Source organism: Streptomyces olivochromogenes (genome assembly GCF_001514115.1).
Classification (GTDB): domain Bacteria; phylum Actinomycetota; class Actinomycetes; order Streptomycetales; family Streptomycetaceae; genus Streptomyces; species Streptomyces olivochromogenes.
This window is the reverse complement of sequence record NZ_KQ948511.1, coordinates 5,933-6,742: the sequence shown is the minus strand read 5'-3', so window position 1 is coordinate 6,742 and position 810 is coordinate 5,933. Positions and strand designations below refer to the sequence as shown.

At 57.9% G+C, this 810-nt stretch carries 1 other annotated feature (running past one end of the window).

From position 1 onward, the window contains the following. Positions 1–22 precede the first annotated feature (22 nt). Positions 23–810, bottom strand: a sequence feature (mutual gap in cmsearch alignment for this rRNA model is longer than 100); it runs 3,439 nt beyond the window's last position.

Here is an 810-nt window from a genome sequence, read left to right as displayed (position 1 = left end):
AACACAGTGGACGCGAGCAACTGAGGACAAGCCCTCGGCCTATTAGTACCGGTCACCTCCAGCGGTTACCCGCCTTCCAGATCCGGCCTATCAACCCAGTCGTCTACTGGGAGCCTTAACCCCTCAAGGGGGTGGGAATACTCATCTCGAAGCAGGCTTCCCGCTTAGATGCTTTCAGCGGTTATCCCTCCCGAACGTAGCCAACCAGCCATGCCCTTGGCAGGACAACTGGCACACCAGAGGTTCGTCCGTCCCGGTCCTCTCGTACTAGGGACAGCCCTTCTCAATATTCCTGCGCGCGCAGCGGATAGGGACCGAACTGTCTCACGACGTTCTAAACCCAGCTCGCGTACCGCTTTAATGGGCGAACAGCCCAACCCTTGGGACCGACTCCAGCCCCAGGATGCGACGAGCCGACATCGAGGTGCCAAACCATCCCGTCGATATGGACTCTTGGGGAAGATCAGCCTGTTATCCCCGGGGTACCTTTTATCCGTTGAGCGACGGCGCTTCCACAAGCCACCGCCGGATCACTAGTCCCGACTTTCGTCCCTGCTCGACCCGTCGGTCTCACAGTCAAGCTCCCTTGTGCACTTACACTCAACACCTGATTACCAACCAGGCTGAGGGAACCTTTGGGCGCCTCCGTTACTCTTTAGGAGGCAACCGCCCCAGTTAAACTACCCATCAGACACTGTCCCTGATCCGGATCACGGACCCAGGTTAGACATCCAGCACGACCAGAGTGGTATTTCAACGACGACTCCCCCTGAGCTGGCGCTCAGAGTTCAAAGTCTCCCACCTATCCTA